The organism is Campylobacter concisus (assembly GCF_003049085.1).
Lineage (GTDB): Bacteria > Campylobacterota > Campylobacteria > Campylobacterales > Campylobacteraceae > Campylobacter_A > Campylobacter_A concisus_H.
In genome coordinates this window covers 88,919-115,566 of record NZ_PIQX01000004.1, presented here as the reverse complement: position 1 = coordinate 115,566, position 26,648 = coordinate 88,919, and the positions used below count along the sequence as shown (strand labels likewise).

27 protein-coding genes are annotated in these 26,648 nt (G+C 40.4%); 17 read left to right on the top strand and 10 right to left on the bottom strand.

Translation table 11 applies throughout. The annotated features are described in order from the left end of the window. The first annotated feature begins 66 nt into the window (after positions 1-66). From CVT13_RS06075 to CVT13_RS06030, 10 genes are all read left to right on the top strand, one after another. Positions 67-1,212, top strand: coding sequence for an iron-containing alcohol dehydrogenase (locus CVT13_RS06075; RefSeq protein WP_087578062.1), 1,146 nt, complete (start codon positions 67-69; stop codon positions 1,210-1,212). A gap of 29 nt (positions 1,213-1,241) precedes the next feature. Beyond that, positions 1,242-1,883, top strand: coding sequence for an NAD(P)H-binding protein (locus tag CVT13_RS06070; protein WP_107811946.1), 642 nt, complete (start codon positions 1,242-1,244; stop codon positions 1,881-1,883). Further along, the gene (locus CVT13_RS06065; protein WP_107811945.1) at positions 1,880-2,650 is read left to right on the top strand and encodes an SDR family NAD(P)-dependent oxidoreductase; all 771 of its coding nucleotides are present in this window, start codon (positions 1,880-1,882) and stop codon (positions 2,648-2,650) included. Before CVT13_RS06070 ends, CVT13_RS06065 begins: the two co-directional genes overlap by 4 nt. A 70-nt stretch (positions 2,651-2,720) precedes the next feature. Further along, positions 2,721-4,157, top strand: coding sequence for a subtype B tannase (locus CVT13_RS06060; protein ID WP_107811944.1), 1,437 nt, complete (start codon positions 2,721-2,723; stop codon positions 4,155-4,157). A 15-nt stretch (positions 4,158-4,172) separates the two neighbouring features. Further along, on the top strand, positions 4,173-4,853 hold the full coding sequence (locus tag CVT13_RS06055; RefSeq protein WP_107775642.1) for a putative quinol monooxygenase: 681 nt from the start codon (positions 4,173-4,175) through the stop codon (positions 4,851-4,853). An 8-nt stretch (positions 4,854-4,861) separates the two neighbouring features. Next, on the top strand, positions 4,862-5,134 hold the full coding sequence (locus CVT13_RS10280) for a hypothetical protein (protein WP_199907284.1): 273 nt from the start codon (positions 4,862-4,864) through the stop codon (positions 5,132-5,134). A 15-nt stretch (positions 5,135-5,149) separates the two neighbouring features. Beyond that, positions 5,150-5,710 (top strand): NAD(P)H-dependent oxidoreductase, encoded by a 561-nt coding sequence (locus CVT13_RS06045; RefSeq protein WP_107811943.1) that lies wholly within the window; start codon positions 5,150-5,152, stop codon positions 5,708-5,710. Continuing rightward, a complete protein-coding gene (locus tag CVT13_RS06040) occupies positions 5,707-5,931 on the top strand; it encodes a DUF2798 domain-containing protein (protein WP_103577173.1) in 225 nt (74 codons plus the stop codon). Before CVT13_RS06045 ends, CVT13_RS06040 begins: the two co-directional genes overlap by 4 nt. A gap of 93 nt (positions 5,932-6,024) precedes the next feature. After that, positions 6,025-6,669 (top strand): ferritin family protein, encoded by a 645-nt coding sequence (locus CVT13_RS06035; RefSeq protein ID WP_021091887.1) that lies wholly within the window; start codon positions 6,025-6,027, stop codon positions 6,667-6,669. Positions 6,670-6,768: 99 nt separating this feature from the next. Further along, positions 6,769-7,059 (top strand): DUF5339 domain-containing protein, encoded by a 291-nt coding sequence (locus CVT13_RS06030; RefSeq protein ID WP_084109925.1) that lies wholly within the window; start codon positions 6,769-6,771, stop codon positions 7,057-7,059. A gap of 29 nt (positions 7,060-7,088) precedes the next feature. Here CVT13_RS06030 and rmuC read toward each other — a convergent pair whose 3' ends face one another. Then, positions 7,089-8,657 (bottom strand): DNA recombination protein RmuC, encoded by a 1,569-nt coding sequence (gene rmuC, locus CVT13_RS06025; RefSeq protein ID WP_107811942.1) that lies wholly within the window; start codon positions 8,655-8,657, stop codon positions 7,089-7,091. Positions 8,658-8,737: 80 nt separating this feature from the next. Then, a complete protein-coding gene (gene ilvD, locus CVT13_RS06020) occupies positions 8,738-10,411 on the bottom strand; it encodes a dihydroxy-acid dehydratase (RefSeq protein WP_107811941.1) in 1,674 nt (557 codons plus the stop codon). A 318-nt stretch (positions 10,412-10,729) separates the two neighbouring features. On the opposite strand from ilvD, the gene CVT13_RS10550 reads away from it, so the two are divergent. Both CVT13_RS10550 and CVT13_RS06015 read left to right on the top strand, forming a co-directional pair. Continuing rightward, complete coding sequence (locus CVT13_RS10550) at positions 10,730-10,858, top strand: hypothetical protein (RefSeq protein WP_258030572.1); 129 nt, start codon at positions 10,730-10,732, stop codon at positions 10,856-10,858. Between the two features lie 75 nt (positions 10,859-10,933). Further along, on the top strand, positions 10,934-11,284 hold the full coding sequence (locus tag CVT13_RS06015) for a hypothetical protein (RefSeq protein ID WP_107811940.1): 351 nt from the start codon (positions 10,934-10,936) through the stop codon (positions 11,282-11,284). Between the two features lie 35 nt (positions 11,285-11,319). Here CVT13_RS06015 and CVT13_RS06010 read toward each other — a convergent pair whose 3' ends face one another. The 4 genes from CVT13_RS06010 to CVT13_RS05995 form a co-directional block, all read right to left on the bottom strand. After that, positions 11,320-13,089 (bottom strand): aryl-sulfate sulfotransferase, encoded by a 1,770-nt coding sequence (locus tag CVT13_RS06010; RefSeq protein WP_107811939.1) that lies wholly within the window; start codon positions 13,087-13,089, stop codon positions 11,320-11,322. A gap of 265 nt (positions 13,090-13,354) precedes the next feature. Further along, positions 13,355-14,479: a cytochrome d ubiquinol oxidase subunit II gene (cydB, locus tag CVT13_RS06005; protein ID WP_107811938.1), complete on the bottom strand. Its 1,125-nt coding sequence runs from the start codon at positions 14,477-14,479 to the stop codon at positions 13,355-13,357. After that, positions 14,472-16,007, bottom strand: coding sequence for a cytochrome ubiquinol oxidase subunit I (locus CVT13_RS06000; protein WP_107811937.1), 1,536 nt, complete (start codon positions 16,005-16,007; stop codon positions 14,472-14,474). The genes cydB and CVT13_RS06000 overlap by 8 nt, the downstream gene beginning before the upstream one ends. A gap of 1 nt (position 16,008) precedes the next feature. After that, positions 16,009-16,224 carry a DUF4492 domain-containing protein gene (locus CVT13_RS05995; protein WP_072595258.1) on the bottom strand — a complete coding sequence of 72 codons (216 nt, stop codon included), beginning with the start codon at positions 16,222-16,224 and terminating at the stop codon, positions 16,009-16,011. A 126-nt stretch (positions 16,225-16,350) separates the two neighbouring features. Between CVT13_RS05995 and CVT13_RS05990 the strand changes: the two genes are divergently transcribed. The 5 genes from CVT13_RS05990 (at position 16,351) to CVT13_RS05970 (ending at position 23,649) form a co-directional block, all read left to right on the top strand. Continuing rightward, positions 16,351-17,985, top strand: a complete 1,635-nt coding sequence (locus tag CVT13_RS05990; protein WP_107811936.1) for a CTP synthase — start codon at positions 16,351-16,353, stop codon at positions 17,983-17,985. 161 nt (positions 17,986-18,146) lie between these two features. Next, the gene (locus tag CVT13_RS05985; protein ID WP_107811935.1) at positions 18,147-18,755 is read left to right on the top strand and encodes an outer membrane beta-barrel protein; all 609 of its coding nucleotides are present in this window, start codon (positions 18,147-18,149) and stop codon (positions 18,753-18,755) included. Between the two features lie 312 nt (positions 18,756-19,067). Continuing rightward, positions 19,068-20,642 carry a single-stranded-DNA-specific exonuclease RecJ gene (gene recJ / locus CVT13_RS05980; RefSeq protein ID WP_107811934.1) on the top strand — a complete coding sequence of 525 codons (1,575 nt, stop codon included), beginning with the start codon at positions 19,068-19,070 and terminating at the stop codon, positions 20,640-20,642. Between the two features lie 226 nt (positions 20,643-20,868). Then, positions 20,869-22,878, top strand: coding sequence for a TonB-dependent receptor domain-containing protein (locus CVT13_RS05975; RefSeq protein WP_107811933.1), 2,010 nt, complete (start codon positions 20,869-20,871; stop codon positions 22,876-22,878). Positions 22,879-23,064: 186 nt separating this feature from the next. Further along, the gene (locus CVT13_RS05970) at positions 23,065-23,649 is read left to right on the top strand and encodes a hypothetical protein (protein WP_107811932.1); all 585 of its coding nucleotides are present in this window, start codon (positions 23,065-23,067) and stop codon (positions 23,647-23,649) included. A gap of 36 nt (positions 23,650-23,685) precedes the next feature. Here CVT13_RS05970 and CVT13_RS05965 read toward each other — a convergent pair whose 3' ends face one another. From CVT13_RS05965 to CVT13_RS05950, 4 genes are read right to left on the bottom strand one after another with little or no spacing between them, the layout of a single operon-like run. Continuing rightward, positions 23,686-24,318: a protein-L-isoaspartate(D-aspartate) O-methyltransferase gene (locus tag CVT13_RS05965; protein WP_072595253.1), complete on the bottom strand. Its 633-nt coding sequence runs from the start codon at positions 24,316-24,318 to the stop codon at positions 23,686-23,688. 60 nt (positions 24,319-24,378) lie between these two features. Then, positions 24,379-25,146, bottom strand: a complete 768-nt coding sequence (locus CVT13_RS05960) for a carbon-nitrogen hydrolase family protein (RefSeq protein WP_107811931.1) — start codon at positions 25,144-25,146, stop codon at positions 24,379-24,381. Beyond that, positions 25,147-25,635: a hypothetical protein gene (locus tag CVT13_RS05955; protein ID WP_107811930.1), complete on the bottom strand. Its 489-nt coding sequence runs from the start codon at positions 25,633-25,635 to the stop codon at positions 25,147-25,149. Further along, positions 25,625-26,647 carry a ribonucleotide-diphosphate reductase subunit beta gene (locus tag CVT13_RS05950; RefSeq protein ID WP_009494790.1) on the bottom strand — a complete coding sequence of 341 codons (1,023 nt, stop codon included), beginning with the start codon at positions 26,645-26,647 and terminating at the stop codon, positions 25,625-25,627. Before CVT13_RS05950 ends, CVT13_RS05955 begins: the two co-directional genes overlap by 11 nt. Position 26,648 lies beyond the last annotated feature (1 nt).

Below are 26,648 nucleotides of genomic sequence, written 5' to 3'. Positions count from 1 at the left end.
TCATTATTTTTAACAAAAATTTTTGCTTTGCAAAACTATAATCATTAAAACTAATAAGGAGAAACTATGCAAAATTTCAGCTTTTTAAACCCTACTAAAATAGAATTTGGCAAAGACAAAGAGCAAAACATCGGCAAATACATGAAAGAATTTGGCGCAAAAAAGACGCTCATCATCTATGGCAGCGACAGGATCATGAAAAACGGACTTTTTGACGTTGCTACAAAGAGCCTAAGCGCAAATGGCATCGAGTTTTGCAAGATAGGCGGCGTGAAGTCAAATCCAGTGCTAAGCAAGGTAAATGAGGCTATAAATTTGGCTAAAAAGCAAGGCATCGATAGCGTGCTAGCCATAGGCGGTGGCTCAGTGCTTGACACGGCAAAGGCTGTGGCCGCTGGAGTTAGATATAACGGCGACGTTTGGGACTTTTTTACCGGCAAAGATCCAAGCGAAGCGCTTATGATATTTGACATCATGACGCTTGCAGCAACTGGCTCAGAGATGAACGGTGGCTCGGTCGTCACAAACGAAGCCACAAAACAGAAATTTGCTATGCACGGAGCATGTCTTTACCCAAAAGTATCGGTAGTAAACCCACTTCTTCAAGCAAGCGTTAGCAAGGAGTACTTGGTCTATTCAGCTTCAGACATCATCGCTCACAGTATCGAGGGCTACTTTACGGCGAGCGTTCAGCCTGAGATCATAAATTTATACATCGAAGCAAACATCAAAACGGTCATGAAAACGACTGAAATTTTACTAAAAGAGCCAGACAATTACGATGCTAGAGGCGAGTTTGCCTGGGCTGCGACGATGGCATTAAATGGCTTAACTTACGTTGGCACAGCTGGTTACTCTTATCCAAACCACATGATCGAGCACGCCATAGGAGCGGTGGTTGATTGCGCGCATGGAGCTGGGCTAAGTGTGGTGATGCCAGCTTGGATGAAGTGGTATAAGAGTAGAAATTTAAAGGCATTTAAGCGCTTTGGCAAAGAAATTTTTGGCGTGGATGACGCAGACGCAGGCATAGAGAAATTAAAAGAGTGGTTTAGCAATATTGGCACACCTACAAGCCTTATTGAAATTGGCGTTGATGAGACAAATTTAGACGAGATCATAGCGCTAGTTTATGACTACGCAAAGGGCAGGGGCTTGGAGCAAATTTATACAAAAGAGGCCATAAGTGAAATTTTTGCCTTAGCGAGATAGAATTTATCTAAATTTTACAAAGGAAAGATATGAAAAAGATCGCCCTTATAGCTGGAGCTAGCGGTGCTGTGGGAAGTGAGATTTTAAAAAATTTATGTGCGAGCGAGCATTATAGTAAGGTTATCGCCCTTGCTAGGCATGAGCTAGAATTTACTCACGAAAAGCTTGAAGTAAAGATAGTAAATTTTGATGATTTTAAAGATGAGGTGCCGTTTATCGCTGATGACGTATTTTGCGCGCTTGGCACGACGATGAAAGCGGCAAAGCACAAAGAGCAGTTTTATAAAGTCGATGTGACCTATCCGATAAATTTCGCCAAATTTGGCTTGGAGTGCGGCGCAAAACGCTTTGTTTTACTCTCGGCTGCAGGTGCTAGCAGAAAGTCAGGCTCGTTTTACCTAAAGGCAAAAGGTCAAGCAGAAGCAAAGATAAAAGAGCTTGGATATAGTTCATTCCACGTCGTTAGGCTGCCACTTATTGAGGCTGAAAGGAAAGAATTTAGACTTGGCGAGTACCTGGCGATAAAGGCGTTTAAATTTATCCCAAAAGGCTTTTTTGACGAGTATCGTCCGATGAGGGCGACTGACATCGCTAAAGTGATCGTACAAGTAGCGCAAGATGACCACAGCGAAGGTGTCAAAATTTATAGCCCGATGGAGTATGTGAAGTGAAAAGATATATCGCCATCACTGGAGCAAGCTCAGGTATAGGAGCGGCGGTGACAAAAGCATTTGCAAGGCGTGGGGAGAATTTGATCCTTATTGCAAGGCGTGGCGAGCTTTTAGAAGAGCTAAAAAGCGAGATAGCTAAATTTGCAAATGTTGATGTGGTTATAGAGCTTTGCGACCTTTCAAAGCAAGAAAACGCCCTTTCTCTTTGGCAAAATTTAGAAAAATTTGAGTTAAAAGCGCTTATAAATAACGCTGGCTTTGGCGACTATAACAAGGTCGGCGAGCAAAATTTAGAAAAAATCACTCAGATGATAAATTTAAACATCATCTCACTTGTCACGCTCTCAACGCTATTTACGAAAAAGTATAAAGACAAAGAGACACAGCTTATCAACATATCCTCGATAGGCGGCTACAAGATCGTACCAAACGCCGTCACATACTGCGCTAGCAAATTTTTCGTAAGTGCCTTTAGTGAGGGACTTTACCACGAGCTAGCACAGGACAAGCAGGCAAAGATGCAAGCAAAAGTATTAGCTCCAGTTGCCACAAAAACAGAATTTGGCATGGTGGCAACTAGCAAAGAGAACTACGACTACGACAAGGCGTTTAAAAAGTACCACACGAGCGAGCAGATGGCGGAGTTTTTGCTTCGCCTTTATGATAGCCACTATTGCGTTGGCTCGGTCGATAGAGATAGCTTTGAGTTTTCACTGCACCAGCCTAAATTTGACTACGCTATCAAATACGAGCCAAAATATAACTAGGCGCTAAAGCCCTGGTAGCCTACGCCAAGGCTGGTAAAGCAAAAAGTAGGACAAAATAAAAAGGCAGATCATGAAAGGCTTTAGAGTTGCTATTTTAGGGGTTTGTTTAGTAGGTGCTTGCTTTGGAAGTGAGCTTAAATTTGACGAGAGCAAGTTTGAGCTAAAAAGCGTGCAAGTTGGCGATAGGATGCTTAAATTTAGAGCATATGAAGGCATAGTCTATGTGGCAAAGCCAGTTAGCGACTACGAGGTGCTAAATTTTTACGTGCCAGAGAGTAAACTTAGCGACCAAAAGGTGGCTATTTTTATGCCAAATGCGATTGGTGGCTACATGCCAGCAATGCCTTCAAAGCCAGAAATTCAAAATGAAAAGCCAAATGCCACTCTTGAAGCGCTTCTTAGAGGCTACGTCGTGGCAAGCGTTGGCGCTAGGGGCAGGACGCTAAAAGATGGCGAGAAATTTATCGGCAAGGCGCCAGCTGCGATAGTCGATCTAAAAGCGGCCGTTAGATATCTTAAATTTAACGACAAATTTATGCCAGGCGACGCAAATAAGATCATCTCAAACGGCACTAGCGCAGGCGGTGCGATGTCGGCACTTCTGGGCGTTAGCGCAAATGCAAAAGAGTATGAGCCATATCTTAAAGAGCTAGGCGCTGCGAAAGCGGACGATCAAATTTATGCCGTCTCAGCCTACTGCCCTGTGACAAATTTAGAGCATGAGGACGAGGCGTATGAGTGGATGTTTGGGGATTTGGATAAATTTGAAAGGATTGATTTTGCAAGTCTTGATGCGGCTAGCTTTAACGACAGAAGCAAAAAGCAAAAGACTATCACAGGCGAGCTAAACGCCACGCAAAAAGAGCTCTCACGCGAGCTAAAGAGTAAATTCCCAGCCTATCTAAACTCGCTAAATTTAAAAGACACCAAAGGTCACGCGCTAAGCCTTGATGAAAACGGCGAGGGCAGTTTCAAAGAGTATATAAACGCCCTCATCTCAAAGGCATTTACCGCTACAAAAAGCAGCGACAAAAGCACGCTCACACCTAAATTTATCACCCTTGACACGCAGGGATGCTCGCTTGGATATACATTTAAGCTAGAAGACTTCATCGCTTCGCTAAAACGCGCTAAAGCGGTGATTGCCTTTGACGGATTTGGGCTAGAAAATCCTGAAAACGACCTCTTTGGCGATAGCAAAACGCCTGCAAAGCACTTTACTAAATTTGCAAAAGAGCGAAGCGGCGGCGAGATGGCAGACGCTAGCGTCATAAAGATGATGAATGCGATGAACTACGCTAAAAATAATGAAGCGGCGAAATTTTACCGCATAAGACAGGGCACAAACGACACCGACTTAGCCCTTGCCGTACCTGCTATGCTCGCGCTTTCGCTTAAAAATGCTGGCAAAGAGGTTGATTTTGAAGCGGTCTGGGGACAAGGACATGGCGGCGACTACGATTTAGACGAGCTTTTTGCTTGGATTAAAAGAGTGGTTGAGAAATAAATTTAAGGAAATTTGATGATTAAAAAGCTATTTTTATTAGTATTTTCGGCAGCTTTTGCCTTTGGGGCGGAGGCGAAAGTGAGCTTATACGAGCTGCTTTCAACGCCAAATAACAAGAGCTTGCTAAAGCAGCTTGGCAGGGAAAATATCCTTAGCTCAAAGAGTGAGCCAGGCACGCAGGCGATCTTTTTTGCGAGTGCAAAGAGTAAGCCAGAGCTATTTTACGTGCTTGAGTTTTATGAGGATGAGGCGGCTTATAAAAAGCATCTAAGCTCGGCGCATTTTAAGAAATTTGCAAGCGCAAGCGCTGAAATTTTGGCTAGCAAAAAGGCTACAAGCGTGAAAAAGAGGGCTGCGTTTTCTAAAAATTTAACGTCAGAGCGCCTAAAAGATGCCTACTTTCACATCACAAATTTAAGCCTCTTAGCAAAAAGCGATACGAAATTTGAAAAGATCATCAAAAAATATATGCAAAAAAGCGTAGATGACGCTGCATTTGCACAGTTTGCCTTTAGTCAAAAGGACGCGCCAAACAAGTGGGTGCTGGTTGAAATTTACAAAGACGAAGCTAGCTTTGAGAGCTACCGCCACAGCGAAAACTACAAGGCTTACGCCAAAGAGCGAGCTGGGCTAATAGACGAATTTGACAGCTTTGGTCTCAAAAACGAGACCTCATTTAGCAAGGTAAAATTTTAGGAGATGTTATGAAGAAAATTTCATTTTTTTGCGCACTGGCACTCATTGGCAGCACGGCTTTTGCCCTTGATAGGGCTGGATGTGAGAGTTTAAAAGATGTGAAAATTTTAAACAACGAGATGATAGATGCGGCGTGGCACGAAAAGGGCGAAGCGCCAAAGAGTATGCTAGCTAAGAGCAAGACCTACGCTGGCAAGGAATTTCTAGTGTGTGCCTATCCAAAGGTGGCTACATATGTTGGCGGTGACGCGAGCAAGGCAAGTAGCTTTGTTTGCAAGTAAATTTAAGGAGAGAAAATGAGTGAAATTTTAGTTGTATCAGGTCACACTGACCTTGAAAATTCCTTTGCAAATAAGATTATATTGAGCGAGCTAAAAAAGCAGGTGCCAGAGGCTAAATTTGACATACTAAGTGAGCTTTATAAAAACTACGTGATAAACGTAAAGGCCGAGCAAGAAAAGCTAGTAAAGGCTGATGTGATCGTGCTTGTTTATCCATTTTTCTGGTACGGTGTGCCATCGCTTTTACAAAAGTGGTTTGAGGATGTGCTAGTTCATGGCTTCTCTCATGGCAGCAAGGGAGATAAGCTACGTGGCAAGAAGCTGGTGCTTTCATTTACTTCTGGCTCGCCTGAAGAGCTTTATAAAAAAGAAGCGCTTCAGCGCTATGACATAGAGGAATTTTTGCCGCCACTTAAGGCACTAGCAAATACTTGTGGGATGGAGTTTACAGGATATGTTTATAGCGGAGGGCTATCGTATCAGAGTAGACACGATGAGGCAAAGCTTGCTTTGATGAGGCAAAAGGCGCTCGATCACGCAAAAAGGTTAGGGGAGCTGATAGGCAAAATTTCATGATACCAGCAAAATTTTATAAATATGTTTTTGCGTTTATAATGTCAGCATTTATGGCGTTTTTTATGTCATTTGTGCTGACATATCTAAACCTTGGCTTTGTTGATGGCTTTGTAAAAATTTGGCTAACTGCTTACGTAAAAGCTTTTGTAGTAGCGTATCCTGTGCTTTTGCTAGTCTCTCCATTTGTAACGAAACTCACACAAATTTTATGCAAAAAATAAAATAATAATATACGTTATCAATAAAAATTATTATTTACATATTTTAATTATTTGGTTATAATCCGCTCAAATTTTATCAAAATAGGAGTCAAAATGAGACAGTACGAAACATACAAATGCGAAAAATGCGGCAACGAGATCGAAGTTCAAAAAGTTGGCGGCGGCACACTAACCTGTTGTGGCGAAGAGATGAAATGCGTCACTGAAAATTTAACAGCTGTAAATTTGATGAAGGCATTTGCTGGCGAGTCACAAGCTAGAAATAAGTATGAGCTTTATGGCGATCTAGCCAAAGAAGCAGGCTATCACGCAATAGCTAGACACTTTTACGAAGCAGCTGAAAATGAGAAATGGCATGCAAGAGCTGAGTTTAAAAAATATCACGAGCTAATGAACGATCCGATCGATAAGATGGATAAAAATTTACTTGATGCGGCAGCTGGTGAAAACTACGAGCATACGACGATGTATCCAGACTTTGCAAAGATCGCAAAAGAAGAAGAGTTAAGAGATGTTGAGAGGCTATTTAACGCGATCGGCAAGGTTGAGGTTGAGCATGAAAGAGAGTATTTAGAGCTTAAAAAGATGCTTGATGAAGAGGGCTTTTTTGAGAGCGACGAGGAAGATATCTGGGTTTGTGAGGTATGTGGACATGTTCATAGAGGCAAAAAAGCTCCAGGCGCTTGCCCGCTTTGCAAAGCTCCAAAAGAGTATTTTAAACGTGAATTTCTAGGCTAAAAGCCAAAATAGTCAAGGTGTTTACCTTGACTATTAATTTAAGTTATAAAATATTATAAAAATGATACAATCCTTTCAAATTTTCACAAGGAGAAAGAGATGAAAAAATCACTTTTAGTTTTAGCTACTCTTGGCTTTGCACTAAGCCTAAACGCTGCAGATCTTACAGATACTTGCAAGTCTTACTTCTCAGACATCGATAAGATGGTCGAAGCTTACAAAAAAGCTGGTCAAGAGCAACAAGTAAAAATTTATGAAGACCAAAAGAAACAATCAATGGATCAACTTGCTGCACTTCCAAAAGAGCAACAAGACGCTACTTGCAAGCAAGCTAAAGAGATGTTTGCTCAAGTAATGGAACAAATGAAAAAACAAGGTCTTTTAAAATAAATTTTATGGCTAGTTTTTCTAGCCATATCCTAATCCTCTTTTTCTAATTCGTTATTTACGCCGATCTCTTTTACTTCTATATCTTTTTGATCGTCTGGAGACAAGCGTTTAAAATTTTCAAGTCTACTAACAAGACCATCTCTACCACTAAAACTTGATGCAAGGGCGTTAAAGTGTTTATTTGCAGTATTTAGTGTATTGCTAAGTCTATTCATGTGCTCGGCCACATTGCGGACTTTATCATAAATTTTAATCGCACTCTTTACGATATTTTTGGCCTCTTCATTGCCACGCTCTATGCGCCATAAATTTGCCACTGTACGAAGAATAGGCATAAGCGTAGTGTGAGATACTAGTATTACGCGCTTTTGAAATGCGTAGTCAAAAAGAGAACTATCAAATTTCATAGCCTCGATATATGCTGGTTCAATTGGTATAAACATCAATACAAAATCAGGACTATCAGGTACGATCTCACCGTAATTTTTACTATTTAAGCTATCTATGTGATTTTTCATAGAAGCAATATGCTCTTTCAATGCTAAATTTAGCTCCTCTTCATTGCTGGCTGTGATAGCCTTTTCGTAAGCTATAAGTGAGACTTTAGAATCAACTATTAGGTGTTTGCCATCTGGTATCTTTACTATAAAATCAGGAATAAGACGTTTGCCTTCTTCGTTCTTAAAATTTTGTTGTGTCAAGTAATGCTCATCTTTTACAAGTCCAGAAGCCTCAAATGTGCGTTCAAGCTGTATTTCACCCCAGTTTCCAAGTGTTTTATTGCTACCTTTTAATGCAGTAGCTAGTGAGTTTGCCTCTTTTGACATTGAGATACCAATTTCACCTATGTGCTTAATCTGCATTCCTAGCGCGCTCATGCCTTTAACGGATTCGTCGTGGACTGCATTTACGCGCTCTTGAAAGGTTGAAATTTGCTCCTTTAGTGGCTTTAGTAAAAGATCTAAAGAATTTTGGCTATTTTGTGTGAAATTCGCACTTTTTTCTTCAAATATTTTATTTGCAAGATTAGAAAATTCCAAATTTAACTCATTTTTTACTTTTAATAAATTTGCCTCTTGCTCTTTTAGGCTATTTTCTTTTGCTTCTATTTCATTTCTAAGCACAGCCATATCACGTTTTAATCTATTTTCTCTCTCACTTGCTTCAGCTAAAGCATTTTTATTTTGATTTAGTTCAGCTAGTGTTGCAGTAAAATTTGCCTCGTTATTCTTGGCTCTTTCATTTGCTGTACCGATACTCTCTTTAAGCTCATTAATCATGCGCTCCATAGCATCTTCGGCTTCATCTTTTTGCGCTATTTTGGTTTTTAGCGCATCGATCTCACTGATGAGCTCGTCTATTTGCTCGTGATTTGACATAAGCCTTGCTTTTTGCTCGCTAATTAGTTGCAGATTTTCACTATTTTTAGATACTAAATTTGTTAGATTTGATGAAATTTCAAAATTTTCTTGCTCTTTTTGTGTCAAATTTCTTTTTAGCTCGAGTTTGTCCCTATTAAATGAATAGATGACAAATATCGCAATCAAAAATAGTACTCCTAAAAATATGGCAGCATAAAAATAGAAATCTTGTTGCATTTAGTATCCTTAAAAAATGAAGAAATTTTTATATTTTTACAAAAGCAAAGAGACTACTCCTTACTTTTGTAATAAATTTTTTATGCTTCTAGTACTGCTCCGTTGCTTGCGTTTGTGACTAGTTTGCGGTACTGCCTTAGCCAGCGAGATGTTAGCGCTTTATCAACTGGCTTAAATTCCGCTCTTCTCTTTGCGATCTCAGCTTCGCTTAGGCGAACGTTTATCTCGTATTTATCGACGTCTATATCGATTATGTCGCCATCTTGTAGCAAGCCTATCATGCCGCCCTCGGCTGCTTCTGGGCTTACGTGGCCGATGCTTAGACCTCTTGTCGCCCCGCTAAAGCGACCATCTGTGATGAGCGCTACATCTGCACCAAGGCCTCGTCCCATGATGAGTGAAGTAGGGCTTAGCATCTCTTGCATGCCAGGGCCTCCGCGTGGGCCTTCGTAGCGGATGACGACGACATCGCCTTTATCTACTTTACCGCTTGAGATGCCAGCTATTGCTTCATCTTGTGAGTTAAAGCAGACCGCTTTACCGCTAAATTTACGCTCACCAACGATGCCAGCTGTCTTGATGACACAGCCTTGCTCAGCTAAATTTCCAAATAAAATGGCAAGTCCGCCAACTTGTGAATAGGCGTTTTCTACTTTGTGAATGATGCTTTCATCTTTGATGTCACTTATCTTTACGCGCTCTCCAAGAGTTTCGCCGCTAACTGTTAGGTTGTCCAAATTTAGCATGCCATTATCTCTGCGTGAAATTTCTTTTATCACTGCATTCATGCCACCAGCTCTGCCGATGTCCTCCATGTGCACGTTTTGCAAGCTTGGACTGATCTTGGCGATGTGAGCGATGTTTTGGCTGATTTTATTTAGCTCTTTGATGTCTAAATTTACGCCAGCCTCTCTTGATATGGCTAGCATGTGAAGGACGGTGTTGCTGCTACCACCCATTGCCATATCAACGACAAGTGCGTTGCGAATCGCTTTTTCATTTAGTATATTTCTGATTTTAAATTTCTCATCAAGTGCGATCTCACAGATTCTGCGAGCAGCCTGCCTGATGAGCTCCTCACGCTCTGGGGTTAGTGCAAGGATAGTGCCGTTGCCAGGGAGCGCTATGCCCATCGCCTCGCAAAGCGTGTTCATAGAATTTGCTGTAAACATACCGCTACAGCTACCACCACTTGGACATGCGTTGCACTCGATATCTTTTAGTTCAGCCTCATCTATCTCTTTGGTCTCAAATTTACCAACCGCCTCAAACGCAGTCGCAAGATCAATTGGCTTGCCATCTTTTGTGTAGCCCTTTTTCATTGGGCCACCGCTTACAAACACGGTTGGTACATTTACTCTTAAAGCGCCCATAACCATGCCAGGGACGATCTTGTCGCAGTTTGGCATACAAACAAGTGCGTCAAGTGCATGAGCGTTCATCACGGTTTCTATCGAGTTTGCGATGATCTCGCGGCTAGGCAAGCTATATAGCATGCCTCCATGCCCCATCGCTATGCCGTCATCCACACCGATGCAGTTAAACTCAAATGGAATACAGCCATTTTTGCGAATTTCATCTTTTAAAATTTGTGCGTATTTGTTTAAGAAAAAGTGCCCTGGAATGATCTCTATAAAGCTGTTTGCAACTCCGATAAAGGGTTTAGCAAAGTCATCGTCTTTTAGCCCGGTCGCACGTAAAAGTGAGCGGTGCGGGGCTCTTGTGTAGCCTTTTTTGATTATGTCGCTTCTCAAATTTGATCCTTTTTTAAAATTTGAGAGGATTTTATCACATATAAAGTATCAAAGATTTTAAAAAAAAATTGCAAATTTAAAAATTTTTTTATTACATAAATAACACATTAAATTTTTAAAATTTAGTCAAAAAGGATGAGCTAAATAGCTATGAAATTTCGGTAATTTTAATCAAAGCAGTATGCAAAATAATAACGTAAAAATATTATCAATGTGTTATAAATATTGATTTATAGGGCTTTATTGTACTCTGGTACAATTTACAAGATTTATGAAAATTTATACAATGCGATAAAATTTTTTAACAAGGATGAGAAAATGATCGCAAAAACAGAGGGCATAAAAGTGATGCCAATGCAAACTAAAATTTTAAATTCTGGCGCAAACTTTTATGAAAATAACTTCACAAATACAACTTTAATTTTTCCTTTTTACGCGAAGAAGTAAAACAACTTCTAATCTCCAAAACAAGAGCGATTTAGCTTTTATTTTAAATTTAATTTATAGTTAAGAGAGTTTTATATGCAAAGTGAAAAAACAGAAATTTTACTTGATGAAGTGAATGAAACAATAGATTCGATATTTAGAACCTGTAATAAAAATGGTGGAACAAAGAAAGCTTTGGAAAATAGAAAGCTAAATAAAGAAATTTTGAAAGATAAATTTGTATCGATCTTTTTAAAATTTGACCAGATAGACGATGATAATTTTAAAAGCATAGTTCTTGCAAGTGATGAAACAAAAGAGCTAAGCGATATGGTAAAAGCTTTTGAAGCGGATAAAGATATAGACTTGCCAGAACTAGAGCGAGCGATAAATTTTAACCTTACTAGAATAAAAGAAGCAATCTACAAATTTCAAAATAACAACTAAAAGCTGGTGCGAGAAATATCTCACACCAGATACTGCTAATAACTAAATACCTCCGGATCAATAACCATCGCCCTATAAGCGACATCATCTCTTGAAGCAGAGTCCACATCCATCTCAAATTTGATCTCATTTGTCTTTGGATCGATCTCAACTAAGACCATTTTGATAGTCTTGTCAGGACGGAGTAAATTTACATTTGAGCTTGAGATGAAGTAGGTATTTTTATCCTTTTGCCACTCGACGTTGCTAGTAACTGCGCTATAAAAGTCAAATCCACGCTCTTTGCCAAACTGCCAAGTTTGTTCAACCGTGCCCTTTTTCTCATCTATCTTATATTCAACCGCACGGGAGTATTTATCCTCTTTAAAGGCTGGCTGCTCCATGCCCCTTGCATCGCCATTGTCAAATACGCTTAGGTGTTTTATGCTGCCTTTGTTGTCGTATCTTGGCGTTAACCATGCGGTGTGCTGAGTCCATGACCAGTCAAATTCGCCCTCGCATTTTGAGTTTTCGCATTTTATCTTATTGCCTTTGCTATCGACTGGAGTTAGCACTTTGGCTTTAAATTCTTCACTCCAGCCCTCAGGCGAAGCTAATATCCATTTTACTTTCTTGTCACGTCCTATCTTTACGATGCCTTGGTGACGAAGTGAAAGGATGATACTATCGTCGCTCTCATCATATGAGATAGAGTTTACGTGAGCCCAGTTTCTACCTGTGCCAGTAGAGGTGATGTCGCCAAATGGCTGATCGTCGCTTATCTTGATCTCTTTTGCGTCCATATCAATATTTAGGCAAACAGCTCTAGCATCAAGCGCTTTTATGAGGTTGCTGCGGTAGACATTGTTGCCAAAAATTTCATTTAGATCCCACTCTTCGACCACCTTACCGGTGCTATCGACCTCTATGATGTGGTCTCTTATGGTGTGAGAAATTTTGCCATCTTTGTGGTGGTAGTTGTATTTGCCAACCCTAAGAAGTGCGTGATCATCCTTTAATGGCATAACTTCATGGCTTAGATCGATGTAGCCTCTTGGAAGCGGGCGGTTATAAATTTCTTTTCCCATAAGGTCATATCTTAGATATCTTTGAGCCATGCCAAAGCTGATATCGCCGTTTTTTAGCTGATGAAAGCCCATCATCATGCCTCCATCCATCACTCTGCGCTCGCTGCGGTCGTAAAATTTCTGATAGTCAAGGTACCATCTAACCTCGCCTTTGGTATCTACGATGTAGTTTTCGGTAAAGTCATTCCAGCTAGCAGCTCCGCCATTTTTCCAATCAAGTGGTTTATAGACGCTTGTGATCGTGTTATTTATGAGATAGAGCCTGTTTTTAAAGGCAGGATCGACCTTTTTGACGCGAGTCTTTTGCATGTGAGAAAATCTAAAATCACGGCTATATGTGACGATAGGCTGGGCGTAAATTTTATACGTTTCTACCTTTTTAGCTCCGTTAAATGTGTAGCTTACGACTACTTCATTTAGATAGTCAGGGTAAAGTCCCCAAATAGGCACGCCATCATGCGTAAGCAAAGCATGCTCTGAGACGTTGTAGTCGATGTCGATACCGCCATCTGGCTTGCCTTTTACTTTGACATGGATATCTTTGATGTCTTTACCAGCTCTATCAATGATAGCAGTTAGAGGCGATACGTCGTAAGGATTTATAAAGACTGATCCAAGCTCACCTTGAACCTTTACGTGATGAGCCAGGACTCCAGCCTCTAGTGGTGTGATACCTATACTAAGACCACTAACCAAAACAGCCGCAAGGGCAACAGAACCTAAGAAATTCTTGCTCATTTTCGCTCCTTTAATAAAATTTAATGATATCTTACTACCCAAATTTCACACAAAACTAACGCTTATATGAAAAGTGGCTTAAATAAATTTATAAAAGAGTTGTTTTAAAGGGTAAAAATAAAAAGAAGAATTTAGGAGCAAATGCCCCTAAATTTTAGTTATTTGCGTCAAATTTCTTAAGAGAAAAAAGAACAAATTTATAGCTAGCAAATAGTGTCACTGGCCAAAGTATCAAAAAAATTCCTGCTTCTAACATCTTTTATCCTTAGTATGCGTGATGATCGTTTTTGATCTCGTCTTGCGTGATCTTCTTGCTATCTATCGCTCGCCAAACGACGATGATATAAGCAAGTACTACTGGCACTAGCAAGCTAACATATGCCATAACGCCAAGTGTGTAGTGGCTAGAGCTTGCATTTTTGATAGTTAGTGAGCTAGCAAGGTCGCTAAATGACGGATAAAATGCTGTGCCATTTAGCCCCGATATCAAAAATAACGCGGTAACTACGAGCACGACGCCCACGCCGAAAGGCACGATACCGTAGATGCTTTTCGTAAACGCGCCCTTAAATACGCCAAACAGTACGCCGCAAACGCCCGCGACCGCCGCAATGGCTACTATCGGCATATCGGCGAAATTGCGAGCGTATTTAAACGTGACTATGGAAACTTCGCCCGCTTCGTCGTAACCAAAGCCCGGCTTACTAAGCACCCAAGCGGCAAAAGCTAGAAAGAACGGCAAAAAGAAAATCGTATTTTTTAGCGCCGCTTTTCTAGCATTGGCTCTTATCTCCGCATCGTCGATGTTGTTGATGAGGTAGAGCGCTCCGCCCACGCGAGCCAGGAAAAACATCGCGATGCCTAGCGGATAGAGCATGATGTTGCCCAGCGCTTCAAGCCCGCGAAACGGCGTCTGCCACTGCACGAAGTTGTGCTCGTTTAGTAAAAAATAGCTTCCCGAAAAAAACGTACTAACCGCCATACCGATAAGTATAACGCCTAAAGAACCGTTTATGAAAAGGAAAATTTCATAGGTTTTTTGGCCTAGGAAGTTGTCCGGTTTTTTGCGGTATTCGTAGCTCACGGCTTGGAGGATAAAGCAAAACAAAATCGCCAGCCACACCCAGTATGCACCGCCAAAGCTTGTGGCGTAAAATAGCGGAAATGCCGCAAAGCACGCGCCGCCGAACATTACGAGCGTGGTAAAAGTAAGCTCCCATTTGCGCCCGATAGAATTTATCACCATGTCCTTTTGAAGCTCGTTTTTGCAAAGCCCAAAAAGCAGCGTCTGCCCGCCCTGAACGAACATCATAAATACCAAAAGTCCGCCAAGAAGGCTAACTATAAACCACCAATAAATTTGTAAATTTTCTAAGCTTAAACTATGCATGGTCGTTAAATCCTATCTTTATTTGCTTAAGCATGATTTTGATCTCGGCAATCAGCAAGACCGTAAATAAAACAGCAAATAATATAAATGAAATTTTCACATTTGAGTCAGATAAATTTGTAGCTCCTACGCCAACGGTCATGAGATCTTGTATCACCCAAGGCTGACGACCGACCTCTGCTACTATCCAGCCAGCTTCAGCTGCGATGTAGCCAAGCGGTATGGTAAAGAGGCAGATCCACAAAAACGCTCTTATGTTTTCAAATTTATATTTTCTTGAAAGATTTAGATAGAGCGTAATAGCAAAAAGAGCTATGAAGTAAGTGCCAAGTACAACCATAATATGGAAGCTATAAAATGTCAGCCCAACTGGTGGCACAGCCTCTTTTGCATCTTTAAGATAGCCATATCCTAAGAAATTTAGATTGCTCTCTAAATTTGAAAGCGAGCTTTTCATAAGGCTCTCATCATTTGCTTTTTTAGCCTCTTTGTAGTTTTTAAGAGCTTCGATAGCTACTTTACCTTTTGCCATCTTCTCTTCAACGCTTATTAGATTGTGCTCGCTATTGCCATAAAGTAGGTCATTTATACCTGGTGTAAATGAGTCAAGCCCTCTGTTTGCCATGATGCCAAGTGCGTAAGGCACCTTTATCTCAAGCAAAAATGGCTCGCTCTCGTCGCCAAGCTCTTTAGCTAGGTTTAAAATACCAGCGGCAACTAGACCAGCGTTTTTCTCGCCATTATAAAGTCCTTCCATCGCAGCAAGCTTCATAGGCTGCTTTTGAGCTACAAAATATGCGCTCTCATCGCCGCTAAGTAGTAAAAATGCCGAAGTGATAAGACCAAATGCGCTAGCAACGACGATACTTTTTTTAGCTAGCAAAATATGGCGTTTTTTGATTAAAAACCAAGCAGAAATTCCTATCACAAAGATAGCCGAGATAGTGTAGCCACTAGTTACTGTGTGTAAAAATTTGCTAATTCCAAGAGGATTTAGCGCAACTTCGAAGAAATTCTCCATCTCCATTCTAGCAGTATCTGGGTTAAATTTCATGCCGATAGGATACTGCATCCAGCCATTTGCGATCAAGATCCAAAGCGCGCTTAAATTTGAACCGATCGCGACAAGCCAGGTTGAAAGTAGGTGAAATTTCTTGCTGACTTTATCCCAGCCAAAAAACATAATGGCAAAAAATGTACTCTCCATGAAAAATGCGAGCAAGCCTTCTATTGCAAGTGGAGCGCCGAAGATATCGCCGACAAACCAGCTGTAGTTTGCCCAGTTTGTACCAAACTCAAACTCCATGATGATGCCAGTAGCAACGCCGATAGCGAAATTTATACCAAAGAGCTTTAGCCAAAATTTCGTTATCTCAAGCCAGACTTTATCGCCGGTTTTAACATATATCGTCTCCATAATGGCGATGATAAAACTTAGCCCCAAAGTAAGCGGGACAAACAAAAAGTGGTAAATGGCAGTCAGCGCAAACTGAGCCCTAGACCAATCAACAAAATCCATCTCAGACATTTTATTCCTTTATTAAATTTCGAATTACAAATTCGCTTTTTTCTTCGTCGGTTTGAAATTTGGTATTAAGAGTCTCATCAAAGATGAAGACCTTTAAAATTCCAAACATAATGATAAGCTTTATTATTATGAGAAGCCATAATTTTTTGCCTATTTTCATATTTTTAAAGCCCTCTATATATAAAGAGGCAATGATGTTTAGGTAGTTTTTTATCATGATTTTTGAAGTCTATAACAAAAAGACTTAAAGAATAATTTTTAAAATTTGCACGATTAATGCCTTACTAAATATTTAAGGGGTATAATCGGCAGATAAAAAAATAAATAAATTTAAGGAAATTTAATGGCAAAAGAGACGAAGTATATTTTTATCACAGGTGGCGTTTTAAGCTCACTTGGAAAAGGTATTGCAGCTGCGTCCATCGCGACTCTTTTAAAAAATTCCGGACTAAAAGTAAGTGTTTTAAAAGCTGATCCATATATCAACGTAGATCCTGGCACGATGAGCCCGCTTGAGCACGGCGAAGTTTTTGTTACAGATGATGGCGCGGAGACAGATCTTGACCTTGGCCACTATGAGAGATTTTTAGATGAGAGCCTAAGTCAAGATAATAACTTCACAACGGGTAGAGTTTATAGCTCGGTCATCGAAAAAGAGCGCCGTGGTGACTACCTTGGAAAGACTATACAAGTGATCCCTCACATCGTTGGCGAGATCGTTGATCGCATAAAAAAAGCAGGCGAGGGTAAAGATGTGCTAATCGTTGAGATCGGTGGAACTGTTGGCGACATCGAAGGCTTGCCATTTTTAGAGGCGATAAGAGCGCTAAGAGTAGAAGTTGGTAAAAAAAGAGCGCTAAATATCCACCTAACGCTTGTGCCATTTATCAAAGTAGCTGGAGAGTTAAAGACAAAGCCAACCCAGCATAGCGTAGGTGAGCTAAGACGTATAGGCATAACACCAGATATCATCATCTGCAGATCTGAAATGCCACTAAACCGCGAGCTAAAAGATAAGATCGCAGCAAGCTGTGGTGTTGAGAAAAATTGTGTCATAGAGAGCTTAGACAGCGCAAGTATCTATCAAATTCCACTTTCATTTTTAAAGCAAGATATACTAACTCCAATCGCTGAAAATTTAGGCTTTAATGAGCTAAAACCAGACATGGCAAAGTGGGATAGTCTAGTAAAAAGAATCATAGCTCCAACAAATGAAACTACAATAGCATTTGTGGGCAAGTACATCGATCTAAAAGAGAGTTACAAGAGCCTAACTGAGGGCATCATCCATGCTGGAGCAAATTTAGACGCTAGGGTAAATTTACGCTGGATAGATAGCGAAAAGATAGAAGAGAACAATGTAAATGAGCTTTTAAAAGATGTTGATGGCATCTTGGTCGCTGGCGGCTTTGGTGAAAGAGGCGTTTTAGGCAAGATGCAGGCTATAAAATTTGCTCGTGAAAATAAGATCCCTTATCTTGGAATTTGCCTTGGTATGCAGCTAGCGCTCATTGAGTTTGCAAGGGATGTTTTGGGCTTAGAAGATGCAAATTCTATGGAATTTGACAAAGAGTGTAAAAACCCTATCATCTATCTAATTGATAGCTTTATCGACGCTCACGGCAAAAAACAGATAAGAACGCACACAAGCCCACTTGGCGGCACGATGAGGCTTGGAGCATATAACTGTGAGATAAAACCAAAGACACTTCTAGCTGAAATTTATGGTAATGCAAAGAGCGTAAAAGAGCGTCACCGCCACCGCTACGAGGCAAATCCAAAATATAAAGAAATTTTTGAGAAAAATGGTCTTTTAGTAAGTGGCGAGAGCGATGGGCTGATAGAGGCTATCGAGCTCAAAGGCCATCCATGGTTTGTGGGCGTGCAGTGCCATCCTGAATTTACTAGCCGTCTAACTAAGCCAAATCCTGTGATATTAGGCTTTATAAAAGCAAGCTTGGCTAATCACGTAAAATGATAAATTTGGCAAGCTTTCTTGCCAAATTTTCTTTGAATTTCTCTCAAAATTTATATTAAAAATAAAAGTAAATGTATTATTGATAAAATTTAAATTATTTAAGTATTTTTTAATCTTGCTAAACATACAATGCTTACGCAATCATTTATAAAGGAGAAAAAATGAAAAATTGCGTTTTAAAAAGTGTTTTGGCACTTTCACTTGCTGGCTCATTTGCTTTAGCGCAAGGTGGATTTGTCGGAGTTGAGGGCGGCTATGATTTTAGCTCAAAGCTAAAAGACAATGATGGTCTTAGTTTTAAGGATAATAGACCAAATCTTGGCATTAAAGGCGGTTATGACTTTGACGTAGCTAGAGTTTATGGTGGATACTTCTATCATACAGAGGCAAAAGATAACTTTAACTATACTGATGATGGCGTAAAACACGATGTTAGTATAAAATGGACAACACATAAATTTGTAGTAGGTGGCGATTATACTCCAGCTATAACAGATAACTTTAAGTTAATAGCAGGCTTATACACTGGCGTTTCAGTTGTAAATTTTAAAGCAAGACTTTATACAAATACACTTAAAGCGACTTATGATACAACAAAGGCTGGTTGGTTAGTTGGCACAAGACTTGGTACAGAGTATAGCTTTGATAAAAATAATGCACTTGAATTTGGTATAAAAGCAGATAGATCTTGGTATAGCACTGATGAAGATCTTGATAACCTTAAATCAACAGATATCGGCGCTTACCTAGGCTACACATATAAATTTTAATTTTTGGGGTCTTATGACCCCTTATTTTTACTTAAAATTTCTCTCATTTTTTACTTCAAATTTACAATGGCTAATTTATAAAGAGTATCAATTTAACAAAAGTTTTTTGCCCTAAAAATCTTACTTTCAATGAAAATTATAAGAAATTAAATTTCAAAAAGATATAATCAAAGTATTCAAAATAAAGACGAAAGATTGCAATGAAAAAGAAGTATTTTTATAACCAATTTTTTGGCAATATGGGTGTAAATTTAAGTGAACAAGTGGCATTAAATAAAGTTGGCAAGTTCTTCAAAAAATCTTGCCAAAACCATGCTAAATAAAGAGGACATAAGGAATTTACTAGCGCATAGATTTTGTAACGACATACATAAAAAAATTAGTGAAATTCCGACACCAAGTGCCTTAAAAGATATCTACAAGGGCGCTAATCGCATAAAAGAAGCGATCGAAAAAAACGAGCGCATAGCCATTGTGGGCGATTATGATGTTGATGGTGTTGTTTCGAGCGTAATTTTGGCCGAGTTTTTTGATGATCTTGGCGTGAAAGACTACCTAGTAAAAATTCCAAATAGATTTAAAGATGGATATGGGCTAAATCCTGAGATAATAGACGAACTCTCAGCCGATGTAAGCTTGATTATCACCGTTGATAACGGTATCTCTGCAAACGATGCGGCCATTATCTGTAAAGAAAAAGGCATCGATCTTATTATCACTGATCATCACATGCCTCCAGCTGTTCTCCCAGAAGCTTATGCGATCATCAATCCAAAACAAGAAGACTGCAACTTCCCAAATATCGAAATTTGTGGCGCTGAGGTCGCTTGGTATTTGGTTGGAGCGCTAAAGGATGTTTTTGGACTAAATTACGATATGAGCAAATTTCTAGAGCTTTTAGCTATCGCAATAATCGCTGATATGATGGAGCTAAGAGATATGAATAGAATGCTTGTTCGCCTTGGCATTTGTAAGCTAAATGCGTCTAAGCGTTCCGCATTTCACGCTATAAAAGAGTTTTATGGTAAGGAAAAATTTGAGTGTGATGATATTAGCTTTCTTATAGCTCCGCTTATAAATTCAGCCGGACGCATGGACGATGCGATGAATTCATTTGACTTTTTACGTGCTAAAAGTATCGAGGAAGCTTACAACTACCTTGATACGATCATTGAATTTAACAACTCCAGAAAAGAGGAAGAGCGCCAACTCTTTGAGTGCTCGCTAAAGGACGTAAAAGAGGACGATGAAGTCATCATCACTTGGGGTGAGCAGTGGCACGAGGGCGTGATAGGTATTGTGGCTAGCCGCTTAGCAAAGCACTTTGCAAAGCCAGCTATTGTCTTTAGCATCGATAAAGGTCGTGCAAAAGGTAGTGCTAGAAGCATTGGTAAGCTTGATATCTTATCTCTTATAGCAAGCCACGAAAATTTACTAACAAGCTACGGTGGTCACAAAGGAGCGGCTGGACTTACGCTTGCGCCTGAAAATTTGGTGAAATTTAAAGAAGCGATAAATAAAAGTTGCTCATTCCTAAATATGCAAGATTGCAAAAGCTCAGACGAGCTACTTGGCGACATAATGCCAAGCGAGATAGACTTTGAGCTGCTTGAAATTTTAGAATTTTATGAGCCATACGGACAGAAAAACCCTCGCCCAGTCTTTAAGATAAAAAATGCTCTTGTTAAAAACGAAAGACTTATAGGCAGGGATCAAAACCACTTAAAGCTCATCTTGCAAAAGGATAATAAAACGCTTGAGGCTCTATTTTTTAACTTTACAAGACATGCTAGAGTTGGCGAGATGATAGATATTATCTTTTGTATATCAAAAAATTCATTCCGCGGACTTGTTACTCCACAACTACTCATAAAAGAGATTTTATAAATTTTATCTCGGTTTTATAATGCTAAAATTTTAATAAAACCGAGATTTCTTCGGTTTTAATTCACAAAAATCGTTTCTTTATATATTTAATGCAGTCCAACTAAAATAATACTATTTGACTCAAATTTCTGTATTGTAAAATTAATGTTATATAAATATTTATACTTTATTTAAGTTTATTTTTGCTTTAATTTTAATTTTAAATATTAATTTCATAGGACTAAACATGAAAATTTCTTACGTTTTAGCATTTGCTCTAGTACCAAATTTAATGCTTGGTGCTGAAGAAACGATAGACTTGGCTCCGGTTACCGTTTCTGCAAAGATACAAAAGTCCGTTCTTGACGAACCGACAAAGGCTCAAATAGTAGGCAAAGGCGCTATACTAGAAAACAGCGATATCGCCAAATCGCTTTTAAATTTGAGCGGCTTTACGATGGAGCGCAAGGGCGGAGGCGGCAGCGAGGTTTATTACCGCTCGCAGACGGCGGCCAGACTGCCGGTGCTAATCGACGGTAGCACGCTAAACGGCGGTTGCGGTATGCGCATGGATACGCCCATCACTTACATCTCGGCGCAAAATTATAGCTCGGTTCGCATCGTAAAAGGCCCACAAGACGTCAGATACGGCGCGCTCATTAGCGGCGGTATATTTTTCGATAGAGAGATAGCAAGGCTATCTAAACCGAGCTTTGGAGGAAACGTAAGCGTACTTGGCGGTAGTTTTAGAAGATTTGAAACTGCTGCAGACGTAGCGGCGGGCAACGAGCTGGGCAGCTTAGAAATTTCCGGCGGACACTACCAGAGCGGCGATTATAAAAGCGGCGACGGACAGAAAATGCATACGCACTATAAACGCAACAGCGTCTCACTCGTGGGTACGCTAACGCCCACAGATACTACCGCATTGCAGTTAAGCGCGGATCTAGGCGATGGCGAAGCAGCGTATGCCGATAGGATGAGGGACGGCATACAGTTTGACCGCAAGTCTTTCGGACTAAAATTTGAACAAGACGTCGGCGAACATAAAATTAGGCTAAGTTCGTATTATCATCAAATCGATCACATAATGGATAACTTTACCATGCGTCCGGTGCGTCCGATAATAGTGCCTGGTAATGTAATGGGCAGAGGATATAGCATCAGCCACCCGATACGAGATATGTACGGCTTTAAGGCTGAGGGCGAGTTAAATTTCGATAATCTAACGAGCTACCTTGGTGCTGGATATTCGCAGGATACATTTAAATGGCGAGGTGCTGGTACTGGCGGAGCCGGCGTGCCTAAAGCCGAAATGGACGCCGCCCTATCAAAACCGCACGTAAAACAGCGCAAGGTAACGTATAAAACTATATACACTCAAAACGAATACATCCTTGAAAACGACTACGGACTTTTCGGCGGACTTAGGCTAGATGTCGGCGAGAGGAAGCAGCTACTAACGCATAAAAGTAGGAGCGAAAATTTATTCTCCGGCTTTTTTAGATACGAAAAATATCTACAAAATTTAACGCTTTATGCGGGACTAGGTCATGCGCAAAGGTTACCGGATCACTGGGAAACGAATCAAGACCCAGATCTTAAGCTAAATAAAGAAAGAAACACTCAGCTTGACTTCGGTACCGTGCTAAAAGATAAAAACTACGAGCTAAACGCGAATTTCTTCGTCTCGAAGATGGATGATTACATAATGATAAAATATAGTCCTATGGGCATGTCATCAAACGTATTTAATACCGATGCTTTACTATACGGCGGCGAGATCGAGGGCGACACGCTACTAGCCGATATATTTAGACTGGGTGCCGGCGTATCCTACGTCTACGGAAAGGTGACTAAAAACGCGGGCGGCCTAAAAGACTGCGACGCGCTGCCTAAGGTTTCTCCTCTAACGTTTAAACTAAGCGCCGGCCTAGAAAAGCCAGACTGGTTCGTCAAAGCCGACTTCTACGCTAACGCGTCGCAAAACCGCGCGCAAAAAGGCTACGGCGACATGGGCGGCATGGACCTGGGCAAGAGCGATAGCTTTTGGACGCTGGGGCTAAGCGCGGGCTATAAATATAAAAATTATCAATTCTTGCTAGCGGCGGAAAATCTAAACGATGCCAAATACTCCTATCATAACTCAAAAGGCGGCTACGGTGGCGGTATCGCAGGATATGAGACTATCCCGAACGGCACGAGGCTTTATGAGCCTGGCAGAAGCTTTTGGGCGAAATTTAAGGTGCATTTTTAGGGCTTAACTTAATAAATTTGGCATGGCTGTGGGCTTAGGATTTGCCCTAAAGCTGTGCTAAATTTAAGTATTTCTACTCTTATCTTCTTAATAATACTCACGCTTGCTACATTTACTGTTGCGAATAAATTTGAGCTAAATTAAAAGCTTAGATATAAAATCTCAGAAATTTTTTAAAGGAGAGGTATGAAAAATTTACTTGTAAAATCAAGCTTGATTCTAGCTTTGGTAAGCTCAGCAGCACTAGCTCAAGGTGCATTTGTTGGCGGTGAAGGTGATTATTCGTTTAATTCAAAAATAAAAACAAAAAACATAGCAAACAGTGAGAGAAATAACTTCAAAAAAGGTCACTATGGTCTTGGCTTTTATGGCGGTTATGATTTTGACAGCTATAGAGCATATGGCGGTTATTATTATGACTTTAAAGCTAGGAAAAATGCTGGTGAATCAGATGCAAAATGGAGTAAGCATAAATTTTTAGGCGGCGTTGATTATACACCAAGCATCACTGAAAATTTTAAAGCCGTTCTTGGCGGATACACAGGCCTTGGCTACTTGAGCGTTAGAGAGAGATTTAATAACGAAACAAGTAAGAAAAATTTCAAAGGCTTACTAGTTGGCGCAAAAGCGGGCGGTATCTACTCATTTGACGAACATAATGCGATCGAGTTTGGCTTAAAAGCTGATAAGACTTTTTATAAGAAAAATAGCGGAGCTCAGCTAAGAGATACGACTATAGGAATTTATACAGGCTATACTTATAAATTCTAACCTTTAGGCAAGGCTTAGGCTTTGCCTTATTTTGGGCTACTCTCTACCTTCAAGAAGTGGCACAAAAAGGCACTCATCCAAGTACTCTTTTTCTAAATTTCCATCTTTATCTTTTTTAAATTTAGCGATAAATTGCTTGCCATCTTTTTTCATTGGAGCTACTAAAATTCCACCATTTTTAAGCTGCTTAAATAAATTTGGCGAGATCTCATCAGCAGCTGCCGAGAGCAAGATACGATCAAATGGTGCGTAGCTTCGCCAGCCATTGTTGCCATCGTCATACCTTACATGCACGTTTTTTATTTTTAGTGCCTCGAAGCGTTTTTTTGCCTCCATGGCTAGCTTTTCTATTCGCTCGACACTAAAAATTCTATGTGCAAGTTTGCTTAAAATAGCTGCTTGATAGCCACTGCCGCAGCCTATTTCTAGGATATTGTCCATATTCTCGCACTCTAGTGCCATTGTCATTTTTGCCACAGTTAGCGGCGAGCTGATCCATTGATTGCCCAGTATGGGCTGCGCGTCAAGTTTATAAGCATGTGCAGTGATTGGTACAAAAATTTCACGCTCAGTGGTAGCTATCGCATCGAACAAAAGTGGGCTTAGCGTGATCTCGTCGGCTATATCGCTAGCCAAATTTTGGCATTTTATCGCTTCTAGTTGGGTCAAAATTTATATCCTAAATAAAAATTAAATCGTTATTATACGATTTAAAACTTATCTTAAAATTTATAAAATCCCTAAATTTGTCTTGATCTCTTTTATTAAATTTGCATCAAATATCGTCTCTTTAACAAGTGTGCCATCTGGTAAAAATACTCCAGCAACTTCTAATGCAAGTGAGCTTGAGATCATGACGTAGCAGTTATTTGCGATAGCTAGAGCCTTGCAAAGACTAAGATAAGCATCCTCTCTAGCCTTACCCCACATGGCAGGTACCACGATGATGTCACATCCTTTTAGCTTTGCCCAAAGCCTGCTATCACGCAGCTCAAAGCATATTAGCACGCCAAGCTTTAGCCCTCTAAAGTCAAAGGCATTTATATCGCTCACATCGCCAGCGGCAAAAATTTCATGCTCTAAATTTGGCCGAAAAAGTTCGGCTTTCAACTGCGAATGAAAGACATTATTTGAGTTAAGAAGCAAAAATTCGTTATAAATCTTTGGTTGGTGTGGATTTAGATTTGAAATTTGAGCGAGCCCCGCGCTTTTATTTAGGCTAGTAAGGTGCGTAAAACCAAGAAATTTATCTGGACTAAGTGCCTCTTGCAAGCGTTCAAGCAACATCGCATCAAAGCTACCTATCATACCACCAAGCATCGCTTTGTTCGCCCCAGCAAAAAAGCCGTCAAAGTCATAGCCGCTGATGCAAAGCTCGCTTGCAAGAATGAGTGAGTTTTCAGGCGCAGCCTCAACTAAATTTGCAAGCTCCTCTAGGCGATCCGTTGCATTTTTTGCCTTTAAAGTTAGGCTTATTAGGTTTAAATTTTCGCTCATTTATTTTCCAAATACAAATGTCATAGGTTTTTCGTCGTGGCAGTCTTTTGGAATTTTGCAGTTTATATCCGTGCCACCGATGTTTGGTGTGGCTTTTAAAATAACGCTTATAGCTGTGATTTTATCATCGCGCTGGGAGAGCGGATCATTAAAAACCCAGACCTCAAAGCCAAGACCCCTAGCCTCATCATGTGAAACTATTCTTACCTCTTTTAGATCTTTTGCTTCAAAGCCACACTGTTTGTTTATGCCAAACATCACGTCATTTCCTAGCACAGATCCTAGCGGTGCGAAACTTGGTGCAATTTCACCGTTTGGCATCTCTTGATAGATTTCCGCTTGGCTTGTCTCTTTTACCTTAACAAGCTTGTAGGCGTAGAAATTTTCGAGATTATTTTTATTTGCTCGATCAATTATCCTTTGATTGCTGCTCGCACACCCCACAAAAAGCACGCAGGCAATGGCTAAGATGCCATTTTTAAAAGTCATCAAAGCTGATACTTCCCTTGCTGTAGTTTGTCACCTTTGCTTCAAAAAAATTTGACTTTTGATCGTTAAACTTCGCAAAGTCATCGACCCATTTGATCGGATGAGCGACGTTGTATTTGCGTTTTAGACCGATCGCAACTAGGCGCTGGTCGATGAGATAGTGGATGTACTGCTCGATGATATCATCAGTAAAGCCCATTATTTGGTTTTGGGTGATGTATTTGCCCCATTTGATCTCTAAATTTCCAGCTTTTTCAAACATATCATAAATTTTTGCCTCAGTCTCAGGCGTGAAAAGATCGGGTCTTTCTTTGCGGACTGAATTTATCATGTTTTGAAATAAAAGCAAGTGCGTGATCTCATCGCGTTGGATGAAGCGTATCATCTGTGCTGAGCCTAGCATCTTGCCAGCACGAGCTAGAGCGTAGATCGCTGTAAAGCCACTGTAAAAATAGATCCCCTCTAAAATTTGGTTGGCAACCATCGCAAGAAGTAGTTTCTCGTCAGTCACTTCGCCTGCAAGCTCCTCATAGACGCTTGAGATGTAGTCGTTTTTCTCGCGTAAGACGTCGTCGTGCTTCTCCATCTCATAGATGAGGTCTGTGTTGTCACAGATCGCTTCGACCATGACAGCGTAAGACTTGCTGTGGTTTGCCTCTTCGTAGGCTTGGCGGCTTAGCACGGCGTTGATCTCTGGTGCGGTGATGTAAGGGTTAATGTTATCAGCTAGGTTATTTGTCTGAAAGCTATCCATCGAGATGAGCTGGCTCCAGACTAGGTCGTACATGCGTTTTTCAGCCTCTGTGAGGTTGTAGGCGTAGTCGCGCACGTCATCGGTGGTATCGACCTCTTTTGGAAACCAGGTATTTGCCTCCATGAGGTCCCAAAGCTTTAACGCCCACTCGTATTTTGCCTTGGTGAAATTTAAAATGCCGTGTGGGTTGCCGTTAAAGACTCTTCTGTCGGTCAAATTTTCATTTGAACTTGGGTTGTAGATGCGTTTTCTATTCATA

Coding starts and splice junctions, on each gene's coding strand:
- CVT13_RS06075 (WP_087578062.1), top strand. CDS start 67: ATGCAAAATTTCAGCTTTTTAAACCCTACTAAAATAGAATTTGGCAAA.
- CVT13_RS06070 (WP_107811946.1), top strand. CDS start 1,242: ATGAAAAAGATCGCCCTTATAGCTGGAGCTAGCGGTGCTGTGGGAAGT.
- CVT13_RS06060 (WP_107811944.1), top strand. CDS start 2,721: ATGAAAGGCTTTAGAGTTGCTATTTTAGGGGTTTGTTTAGTAGGTGCT.
- CVT13_RS06055 (WP_107775642.1), top strand. CDS start 4,173: ATGATTAAAAAGCTATTTTTATTAGTATTTTCGGCAGCTTTTGCCTTT.
- CVT13_RS10280 (WP_199907284.1), top strand. CDS start 4,862: ATGAAGAAAATTTCATTTTTTTGCGCACTGGCACTCATTGGCAGCACG.
- CVT13_RS06045 (WP_107811943.1), top strand. CDS start 5,150: ATGAGTGAAATTTTAGTTGTATCAGGTCACACTGACCTTGAAAATTCC.
- CVT13_RS06040 (WP_103577173.1), top strand. CDS start 5,707: ATGATACCAGCAAAATTTTATAAATATGTTTTTGCGTTTATAATGTCA.
- CVT13_RS06035 (WP_021091887.1), top strand. CDS start 6,025: ATGAGACAGTACGAAACATACAAATGCGAAAAATGCGGCAACGAGATC.
- CVT13_RS06030 (WP_084109925.1), top strand. CDS start 6,769: ATGAAAAAATCACTTTTAGTTTTAGCTACTCTTGGCTTTGCACTAAGC.
- rmuC (WP_107811942.1), bottom strand. CDS start 8,657: ATGCAACAAGATTTCTATTTTTATGCTGCCATATTTTTAGGAGTACTA.
- CVT13_RS10550 (WP_258030572.1), top strand. CDS start 10,730: ATGATCGCAAAAACAGAGGGCATAAAAGTGATGCCAATGCAAACTAAA.
- CVT13_RS06015 (WP_107811940.1), top strand. CDS start 10,934: ATGCAAAGTGAAAAAACAGAAATTTTACTTGATGAAGTGAATGAAACA.
- CVT13_RS06010 (WP_107811939.1), bottom strand. CDS start 13,089: ATGAGCAAGAATTTCTTAGGTTCTGTTGCCCTTGCGGCTGTTTTGGTT.
- cydB (WP_107811938.1), bottom strand. CDS start 14,479: ATGCATAGTTTAAGCTTAGAAAATTTACAAATTTATTGGTGGTTTATA.
- CVT13_RS06000 (WP_107811937.1), bottom strand. CDS start 16,007: ATGTCTGAGATGGATTTTGTTGATTGGTCTAGGGCTCAGTTTGCGCTG.
- CVT13_RS05995 (WP_072595258.1), bottom strand. CDS start 16,224: ATGATAAAAAACTACCTAAACATCATTGCCTCTTTATATATAGAGGGC.
- CVT13_RS05990 (WP_107811936.1), top strand. CDS start 16,351: ATGGCAAAAGAGACGAAGTATATTTTTATCACAGGTGGCGTTTTAAGC.
- CVT13_RS05985 (WP_107811935.1), top strand. CDS start 18,147: ATGAAAAATTGCGTTTTAAAAAGTGTTTTGGCACTTTCACTTGCTGGC.
- recJ (WP_107811934.1), top strand. CDS start 19,068: ATGCTAAATAAAGAGGACATAAGGAATTTACTAGCGCATAGATTTTGT.
- CVT13_RS05975 (WP_107811933.1), top strand. CDS start 20,869: ATGAAAATTTCTTACGTTTTAGCATTTGCTCTAGTACCAAATTTAATG.
- CVT13_RS05970 (WP_107811932.1), top strand. CDS start 23,065: ATGAAAAATTTACTTGTAAAATCAAGCTTGATTCTAGCTTTGGTAAGC.
- CVT13_RS05960 (WP_107811931.1), bottom strand. CDS start 25,146: ATGAGCGAAAATTTAAACCTAATAAGCCTAACTTTAAAGGCAAAAAAT.
- CVT13_RS05955 (WP_107811930.1), bottom strand. CDS start 25,635: ATGACTTTTAAAAATGGCATCTTAGCCATTGCCTGCGTGCTTTTTGTG.
- CVT13_RS05950 (WP_009494790.1), bottom strand. CDS start 26,647: ATGAATAGAAAACGCATCTACAACCCAAGTTCAAATGAAAATTTGACC.